Below are 8531 nucleotides of genomic sequence, written 5' to 3'. Positions count from 1 at the left end.
GCGCGCCGGTCAGGCCGCCGGCGGCGCCGTCGTCACGCCGCCCCGGCTGACCGCCGCCGCGCTGCTCAGCCACCGCAACCTGCCGCTCAGCATGGCGGGGCAGTTGTGCGCGATGTGCGGCATCTTCGTGCTGTCCGCCTTCACCCCCGCCTATCTGAGCGGTTACCTGCACCTCAGCGACGGCGCCACGGCGGGGATCACCTCCGCGATCGGCTTCGGCGGCTTCCTGGGCCAATGGGGTCTGCCGGCGACCTCCGACCGGCTCGGCCGGCGCGCGGTCGCGATCACCGGCTTCGCGGTCAGCAGCGCGTTCCTGCTGCTATTCACCCGCCTCGACGCGGCGAGCGGCATTCCGCTGCTGTTCGCGACACTGTTCCTCGCGTCCTGCTTCTCGTTCGGGCTGCTCAGCCTGATCAGCGGGCCGATCGCGTCGGAAGCGGCGCCGCCCGGGATGGTCGGCGGCGTGATCGGCGTGGTGGCGGCGGTGGCGGAGATCTTCGGCGGCGGCGTCGCGCCCTCGCTCGGCGGCTATATCGCCCAGCATCACGGCATCCAGAACGTGCTGTGGCTGGCGCTGGCGGGCCTGGTCGCCGGCATCGTCGTCAGCCTGTTCTTCACCGAAACGGCGCCACGCCTGACGCGGACCGGCGACGGCGAGCGGTCGGCGCTGGACGTCACCGGATGGTCGCCTGATGTGATCGGTCCCGGGCATCGATCGCGGCGAACAGATATCTCGCGACGGCGGCGCTTTGATGATCTAGCGGGACGCTAGCTCCCGAACGGGAAGCGCCTGACAGGAGAAGATGATGGCGACCGCCCTTCATACCGCCCCGCCCGCCACCGCCGACGCGATCGTGCCGCCGGCGCGCCTCGCCCATGTCGTCCTGCGCACGTCGCGGTTCGACGAGATGGTGGCCTGGTACAAGCTGGTGCTCAATTCCCATGCCGCCTTCGAATCGGAGCATATCGCGTTCCTCGCCTATGACGACGAGCATCATCGCGTCGCGCTAATCCACATTCCCGGTCTGGCGCCAGCCGCCAAGGGGACGTTCGGCGTCCATCACTTCGCCTTCACCTATGATTCGATGCGCGACCTGCTGACCAATTACGCCAAGTTGCGCGATCATGGCATCAAGCCGGTCTGGGGCGTCAATCACGGCCCGACCACGTCGCTCTATTACGCCGATCCCGAAGGCAACAATATCGAGCTGCAGGTCGACAACTGCGACACGGTCGAGGAGGCGGGCGAGTTCTTCTTCACCGAGAATTTCCGCCAGAACGCGATCGGCGTCGATGTCGACCCCGAGGACCTGTACCAGCGCCTGCTGGCGGGCGAGGACGAGGCGTCGCTCAAGACCTATCACCCGATCGGGCCGCGCGCGGTCGAGGATTCGCCGCTCGAAGGCGCCTGACCCCGCCCGTCGCCGATCGACCCCCGCCTCGCACCGCCCGTGCGAGGCGGGCGACAAACCGAACAGGACTAGCATGACCCAGCCCGAGCTGACGCTCTATCACTTTCCGGGCGCCTGTTCGCGCGTCACCGTCTGCGCGCTGGAGATGGCGGGGCTCGACCATAAGCTGGAGCTGGTCGACATCACCAAGGGCGCGCAGAACGGCGACGAATACATGGCCATCTCGCCGCTCGGCAAGGTGCCGCTGCTGATCGCCGACGGCGTGCCGCTGGCGGAGAACATCGCCATCCTGACCTATCTTGCGGCGCTGCGGCCCGACAGCGGCATCTTCCCGCGCGACGCCGCGCCGCGCCTGCTCGCGGACACGATGAGCGGCCTGTCCTTCTGCGCCGGCACCGTTCACGTCCAGATTCGCGGCCTCGCCAATCCGCAGCGGCTGACGACGGGCGAGGTCGAGGGGGTGCGCGAGAAGTCCAAGGAGCTCGCGAAAAAGTCGTTCGGCTATGCCGAGCGGCGGCTGGCCGAGCGTGGCTGGTGGGCGGGCGAGCCGACGATCGCCGACGTGTACGTCGACTGGACCTTCTCGGTCGCGCGCCGGAACGGGATCGACGCCGACGCCCACCCGATGCTGGCTGCCCTGCCCGAACGCCTGACCGACGCCCTGCCTGCCTATGCGCGCTTGCTGGCGGAAGAAGACCGCTCGCGCGCCGCGCTCGGGCTTTAGGCGTCCTGCCGGACGGCCTCGCGCGCGGTCGCCGCATGCTCGCGCTGCCCGGTGACGATGTCGAGCAACCCGTCCTCCCAGCGATCGCCGCGCCACGCCACGAACTGGTCGGGCCGCACCAGCGTCAACCGCGCCGGGTATAGCTCGCCGGCCTCCTCCTCCGTCAGGTGGACCACGGCCAGCGGCACGGCCCCGGCCTGCGCGACCGCCCGCTCAATGTCCCCCGCCGCCGCCTCGGGCCGGCAGACCAGCGCGATCTTGTTGGCGAACGCATCGTAGAGCGAGGAGCCGTCGGCGCGCCAGCGGTGCGGCGCGAGGCAGCCCGGATGGCTGGTCGGCGTGTAGACGCGCCCGTCGACGGGCGTGGTCGGCACGTCGCCCTCGTCCTCGCCGACGATCACCGGCGACTCGCGATAGCAGCCACCCAGCACCGTCCCCAGCGTGCGGAACTCGCGCTCCTTGGCGGCGACGATCCGCTCTCTCGCCTCGGCGCGCAGCCGGTCGCCCTCGGCGCCGTCGGCGTCGATCCCGTCTCGCCACAGGTCGTTGGACAGGATCGAATGGTTGGCGGTCGCCTCCGCCATCACCGCCTCGTGCGTGGGCCGCCGCTCGATCTCGTAGCTGTCGAGCAGCGCCGGTCCGCCCCAGCCGCTCAGCACCGCGCCCAGCTTCCAGCCCAGATCGACGCCGTCGGCGACGCCCATGTTCATGCCATAGCCGCCGAACGGCGGATGCAGGTGGCAGGCGTCGCCGACCAGGAAGAGGCGGCGGTCGCGATAGCGGTCCGCGATCAGGCTGCTGGCGACCCACTCGTCGCTGCTGAGGATCTCGTACGGCAGGTCGATGCCGGTCGCCTCGCGGATCATCGCCGCCGCGACGTCGGGCGTGATGACGGTGTCCTTGGCCAGCCGGGTCGGCATGAAGAACCAGATGTCGTCCGCGTCCATCGGCCCGATCAGCCCGGGCATGGCCGGGTTGAGCTGCCAGTACATCGAGCCGGGCCCATGCCGGTGCGCCTGCGCCAGCCCCGGCGCGCGGAACACGATGTTGTAGTTGCGCGACAGGCCATAGGTGCCCGACATGCCCGAGCCGATCGCCTCGCGCACGCCGCTGCGCGCGCCATCGGCGCCGACCAGGTAGCGCGCCGTCAGCGTCTCTTCCTCGCCGCCGTTGATGCGCCGGAGCGTCACGCTGACGTCGTCCTCGTCCTGCGTCGCGCCGGCAAACTCGGTGGAGAACTGGAGCCGCACCGTCGGCAGCGTCTCCGCCTGCTCGCGCAACACCTGCTCCAGCTTGTATTGCGGGATCCACTGGCCGTGCTCGGGATAACGCTCGTCGCGCGCCGGCGCGCAGTTGAACGAGTTCGGGAAACGCGCCACCAGCGGCCCGCCCAGCTTGGTGACGAACGCCACGTCGGTCGGATAGTCGACCCCGAACGGGGAGGCGGCCGCGAGCCGGTCGGCGATCCCCCAGCGGCGCAGATGCGTGCGGGTACGCACGTTGGTGGTCTTGGCGCGCGGCGCGTAGCCGACCCGGTCGTTGCGCTCCACCACCACGCAATCGACACCGGCCATGCCCAGCTCGATGGCCAGCGCAAGACCGCTCGGCCCGGCGCCGATGATCACGACGGACGTGTCAGGGTTCGTCATATCCGCTCCTGGTGCGCTGAAATCGGGTCGGTTCCCGCACCAGCCCTGTTAGCGTGCGCTCGACCAACGCGACAGCGGGAGCCCGATGTGAAATGCGCCGGGTTGACAACGCGATGCTATCACGTCGCGGGCTATTGCCCGCGTCCCGCCTCACGGCGATGCACGTAGTTCAGCGCCGCGCGGCGCATCAGATCGCAGAAGATCTCGGCGAGCGGGGTCAGCGGCATGTCGCGGCGGCGCACGATGCAGATCGGTGTTCCAGCCAGCGGCTCGTCGAGCGGGAGCGGCGCGACCAGATTCGATAACAGCGGAAAGTCGAGCCATTGCTCGGGCAGGATGGTGAGGAGGTCGGAGTTCATGGTGACCAGCAGCATCACCATCGCCGACCGGGCGTGTAGGGCCACCCGCGGCGGATCGTATCCCTGTTCCTTGAACAGAAAATCGACATCGACGTCGGTATTGTTGCCGGACAGCACGGGCCGGACCCACTCCGCATCGACCAGATCGCTCAGCTTGCGCGCGTTGGAGAGCGGATGATCCTTGCGCGCCAGGATGAGGCGACGGTTTTCGAACAATTTCTCCACGGTGAACTGTTGCGACACCTGATCGATCTCGATCGGACCGACATAGAAGTCTATCGCACCGGCCAAGATGTCCGTCTCGATCGGCCGAAAGAAACTTTCGGAGATCTTGAGCAGCGCGTCGGGGCATCGCTTGCGGAAGGCCTGGACCGCCGACGGCATCAGGCTGAGGCTCGACGCGGTCGACAGCGAGACCGAGACCTCGCCGACCGCGCGTCCCTTCAGCTGATCCACTTCCTCGCGCGCGCGCCGCAGTTCGGCGTGCACCGCGCTCGCCCGCCGCACGAACGCCGTGCCGATCTCGGTCAGCCGCACGCCGCGGGCGTGCCGCTCGAACAGGGTCGCGCCCAGCTCCTGCTCGACCTCGCGGATGCTGCGCGTGATCGCGGGCTGCGCGACGCCGATCCGGCGACCCGCGGCGCGCAGGCTGCCATGTTCGGCGACGGCGATCACGTCACGCAGATGGCTGAGCTTCACGATCGATCCTCATGATCCGCGTGGCGGAACGGCCAAGCGGGTGTAGGTCACTCGGTGGCGCCGGACAACCGATCCATACCGGTCACCGGTATCGGACGGTATTATTTGTTATCTGCGGTTCGGCCTGGGCCTTGCCTATGTCCGGCCCTGACGATGACACCAATTTGGTGGCACGCGAGAGGAATGGACGCGATGGCCGCAGCACCGGTTTCCGGCACGTCCCGCCTCGACCATGGAGCTTGCAAGCCGTGCGTCTGATCGCGACCGAGGAAGGTTTCGCTCCCGTCGAATATATCGACGAGTATCTCAAGCTGACGGAGCGGATCGATACCGCGCCGTCGCGCTACCTCGCCATCTATTACCGGCAGGCGCAGGTGGTGCGGCAGTTCACCGATCTCGACCTCCGCCTACCGGAGATGGACGAATATGGCGTCGACGTGCATCTGCTCGGCATCGCAGCGCCGGGGGTGCAGGCGTTCGACGCCGCGCTCGGCACCGATCTCGCCCAGATCGCCAACGAGACGCTGGTCCGGGCGATCGCGCGCCACCCCACCCGCTTCGCCGGGCTCGCCGCGATCGCGCCGCAGGACCCCGCCGCCGCCGCGCGCGAGGTGACGCGCGGGATACGCGAGCTGGGGCTGAACGGGGTCATCCTCAATTCGCACACGCATGGCGAGTATCTGGACGATCCGAAATTCTGGCCGATCCTGGAAGCGGCGGTGGCGTGCGACGCGCCGATCTACATCCACCCTACCTTCCCGTCGGACGCGATGATCGCGCCGTACCAGGATTACGGGATGATGGGCGCGCTCTGGGGGTTCGGCGCGGACGCGTCGGTGCATGTGGTCAGGATGATCATGGGCGGCGTGTTCGATGCCTTTCCCACGCTCAAGATCGTGCTCGGCCATCTGGGCGAGGGGCTGGCCTTCTGGCTGGATCGGCTCGACAACCGCTATGCGAACATCGTCCGGCGCGGCGGGCTCGGGCCGCTGAAGATGAAGCAGCTCGGCCGCCTGCCCTCCGAGTATTTCCGCACCAATTTCTACATGACGACCAGCGGCATGAACACCGCGCCGCCGCTGAAGTTCTGCCTCGACATGTTCGGCCCCGACCGGATCATGTTCGCGATCGACTATCCGTACGAACAGACGTCCGACGCGGTGCCGTTCATCAGGGCCACGCCGCTGGACGACGCTACGCGGGCGAAGATCACGCACGAGAACGCACAGGCGCTGTTCCGCATCCCGCCAGTCGCGGTATAGGCGCGAAGACGATCTAGATGAGGATGATGCGGTGAAACTGGTCAGGTATAAGCAGGACGGAACGGCACGGGTCGGCGCGGTCAAGGCCGATGGCATCGTGCCGCTCGACGCGATCGGTCTGTCGACGATGGCGGCGGTGATCGACGGCGGCCAGGCGGCGCTGGACCGGATCGCGGATCATGTCGGCACGGCCGCCCCCGCCGTCGCGCTGGCGGACGCGGAGCTGCTCGCCCCGATCGAGCGGCCGGGCAAGTATCTGGCGATCGGCATGAACTACGCCAAGCATGTCGCCGAGGCCGACAAGCTGGGCGTCGCGCGCGCCAAGCACCAGACTTGGTTCAACAAGCAGACGACCTGCATCGCGGGGCCGTATGACGCGATCGAGCCCGGCGTCACCGAGAAGCTGGATTACGAGGTCGAGCTGGCGGCGGTGATCGGCACGGCGGCCAAGAAGGTCAGCGAGGCGGACGCGCCAGCGCACGTCTTCGGCTATACCGTCGCCAACGACGTGTCGGCGCGCGACTGGCAGTTCCACACTCCCACGTTCACGATGGGCAAGTCGTTCGACACGCATGGGCCGATCGGGCCGTGGATCGTCACCGCCGACGAGCTGACCGATCCGCATGCGCTGGCGTTGCGCTGCTACGTCAACGGCGAGCTGCGGCAATCGAGCGACACGTCGCAGATGGTCAGCAACCTGTGGGCGCAGATCGCGTACCTGTCGACCGCGTTCACGCTGGAGCCGGGCGACCTGATCGCGACCGGCACGCCCGAGGGCGTGGGTGTCGGCATGGAGCCGCAGGTGTTCCTGCAACCGGGCGATGTGGTACGCTGCGAGATCGACGGCATCGGCGCGATCGAGAACCGCGTCGCGGCGCGACAGGAGTAGACTGAGATGGCGGTGCTGGGCCCCTTGTCGTTCACGCTGGAGGTGTCGGACCTTGAGCCGGGCGTGACCTTCTACACCGATGCCGGGCTGGTGGCGGACGTGGAGGGTGACATCGCCCGGCTGCGCTGTCCCGGCCAGGATCGCGACTCGATCGTGCTGCTCGGCGGCTATCCCAAGAAACGCCTCCACCACATCTCGCTGCGCGCCGACCAGCTCGATCGCATGGCGGGCGACGTCGCCGCGCACGGCGGCACCGTGGTCGCCGCACCGGACGGGTTCGAGGATAACGGGCTGTGGGTGGAGGACCCGCACGGCATGCTGATCCGCCTATCGGAGCGGCCCGCCGATCCCGAGCTGGAGGCGGCCGAGCCGTTCCAGGTCAACGCGCCGGGGCTGACGGTGCGCAAGCGCCGCTCGGCGATGCTGCCCGGCGCCTCCTACGGCCCCGCCAGGCCGCTGCGGCTGGGCCATATCCTGGTGTTCAGCCCCGACGTGCCGGCGAGCGTCGCATTCATGTCCGACGCGCTCGGCATGGGGCTGGCCGACCGCGCGCAGGACATCATCGCCTTTTGCTGCGCGAGGAAGGACAGCGACCACCACGTCGTCGCCTTCGCCAAGTCGCCCGGCATCGGCTTCCACCATGCGAGCTTCATGGTCCACGATCCAGACGCGGTCGGCCGCAACGGCCGGGCGCTGCTCGCCAGGACCAAGCTGGGCGACTGGGGCTTTGGCCGGCACACGATCGGGTCGAACTTCTTCCACTACATCCAGGACCCATGGGGATCGTGGTTCGAATATTATTCCGACATGGACCATATCGACGATTACGCGCTGTGGACGCCGACCAACTACGACATGGCCGACAGCCTCGCCAATTGGGGCCCCGACGTGCCCCGCGACTTCGTCCATAACTACGAGGTCGACGAGGCGGGGTTCGCGCCGGCGACGGTTCGCGAGGTGGCGACCGCGTGACGCGGTGGCCGCGACTACATCTGGTTGAGCGTGGCCTGGTCGGGGTGGCCGCCATGCTTGGCGATGGTGTCGGCTTCCTTCTTCAGGTCCTTGCCCCAATCGCGCGTCTGCTTCGCCTCGTTGCGCATTGCATCGGCCCTGTTGTCGAGCACGTCCGCGCGGTTGTCGATCGCGTCGGCGGCGTTGTCATGCGACGCCGCGATGTTCGCGCCGACATCGCTGCCCGGGCGGCTGCACCCCGCCGTCGCGATCGTCGACAGCGCCGCGACCGCGATCATCATCCTGGCCTTCATGGCTCACCTTTCGCTGGGAACGCCGGACGAAAGCTCCGACGTCGCCCATGGTTCCGTCTGGGCCGCGCCGTTACCATGGGCGCCACGCTGATGGCGGCGGCGTCATGGGCGGCCGGGCCGGAGGACAATCTCGACGACTGGCTTAAGGCGCGCAACGAGCGGTTCGCGGTCCTGAGCGCGCAGAACCGCGACCAGCCCGCCCAGATCGCGGCGCTGAAGGCCCGGACGGCGGCGCTGATCGCCGCCGCGCCGGCGCTCGCCTCCCCCGACGC

The 8531-nt window shown here is 68.5% G+C and carries 10 protein-coding genes; 7 read left to right on the top strand and 3 right to left on the bottom strand.

What is annotated here, in order from left to right; all coding sequences use genetic code 11:
- The 3 genes from HUU95_RS03255 to HUU95_RS03245 form a co-directional block, all read left to right on the top strand.
- Positions 1–772: MFS transporter (locus HUU95_RS03255; protein ID WP_174278790.1), on the top strand; the 772-nt coding region annotated here is incomplete at its 5' end.
- Between the two features lie 34 nt (positions 773–806).
- Complete coding sequence (locus HUU95_RS03250; RefSeq protein WP_174278789.1) at positions 807–1412, top strand: VOC family protein; 606 nt, start codon at positions 807–809, stop codon at positions 1410–1412.
- 73 nt (positions 1413–1485) lie between these two features.
- Positions 1486–2136 (top strand): glutathione S-transferase family protein, encoded by a 651-nt coding sequence (locus tag HUU95_RS03245; protein ID WP_174278788.1) that lies wholly within the window; start codon positions 1486–1488, stop codon positions 2134–2136.
- Here HUU95_RS03245 and HUU95_RS03240 read toward each other — a convergent pair.
- Both HUU95_RS03240 and HUU95_RS03235 read right to left on the bottom strand, forming a co-directional pair.
- Positions 2133–3785: an FAD-dependent monooxygenase gene (locus HUU95_RS03240; protein ID WP_174278787.1), complete on the bottom strand. Its 1653-nt coding sequence runs from the start codon at positions 3783–3785 to the stop codon at positions 2133–2135. The genes HUU95_RS03245 and HUU95_RS03240 overlap by 4 nt on opposite strands.
- A 131-nt stretch (positions 3786–3916) precedes the next feature.
- Positions 3917–4843: a LysR substrate-binding domain-containing protein gene (locus tag HUU95_RS03235; protein WP_174278786.1), complete on the bottom strand. Its 927-nt coding sequence runs from the start codon at positions 4841–4843 to the stop codon at positions 3917–3919.
- 248 nt (positions 4844–5091) lie between these two features.
- On the opposite strand from HUU95_RS03235, the gene HUU95_RS03230 reads away from it, so the two are divergent.
- The 3 genes from HUU95_RS03230 to HUU95_RS03220 are packed head-to-tail and all read left to right on the top strand — an operon-like array spanning position 5092 to position 7966.
- On the top strand, positions 5092–6105 hold the full coding sequence (locus HUU95_RS03230) for an amidohydrolase family protein (protein ID WP_174278785.1): 1014 nt from the start codon (positions 5092–5094) through the stop codon (positions 6103–6105).
- Between the two features lie 31 nt (positions 6106–6136).
- Positions 6137–6994, top strand: a complete 858-nt coding sequence (locus HUU95_RS03225) for a fumarylacetoacetate hydrolase family protein (RefSeq protein WP_174278784.1) — start codon at positions 6137–6139, stop codon at positions 6992–6994.
- Between the two features lie 6 nt (positions 6995–7000).
- A complete protein-coding gene (locus HUU95_RS03220; protein ID WP_174278783.1) occupies positions 7001–7966 on the top strand; it encodes a VOC family protein in 966 nt (321 codons plus the stop codon).
- A 14-nt stretch (positions 7967–7980) separates the two neighbouring features.
- On the opposite strand, the gene HUU95_RS03215 is transcribed toward HUU95_RS03220, so the two are convergent.
- Entirely contained in the window at positions 7981–8259 is a 279-nt protein-coding gene (locus HUU95_RS03215) for a hypothetical protein (protein WP_174278782.1), read from the bottom strand.
- Between the two features lie 75 nt (positions 8260–8334).
- Here HUU95_RS03215 and HUU95_RS03210 point away from each other — a divergent pair.
- Positions 8335–8531: hypothetical protein (locus HUU95_RS03210; protein WP_174278781.1), on the top strand; the 197-nt coding region annotated here is incomplete at its 3' end.

Source organism: Sphingomonas bacterium (genome assembly GCF_903643065.1).
Taxonomy (GTDB): domain Bacteria; phylum Pseudomonadota; class Alphaproteobacteria; order Sphingomonadales; family Sphingomonadaceae; genus Sphingomonas.
The sequence above is the reverse complement of the archived record's forward strand: the minus strand, read 5'-3'. Positions and strand labels throughout refer to the sequence as shown.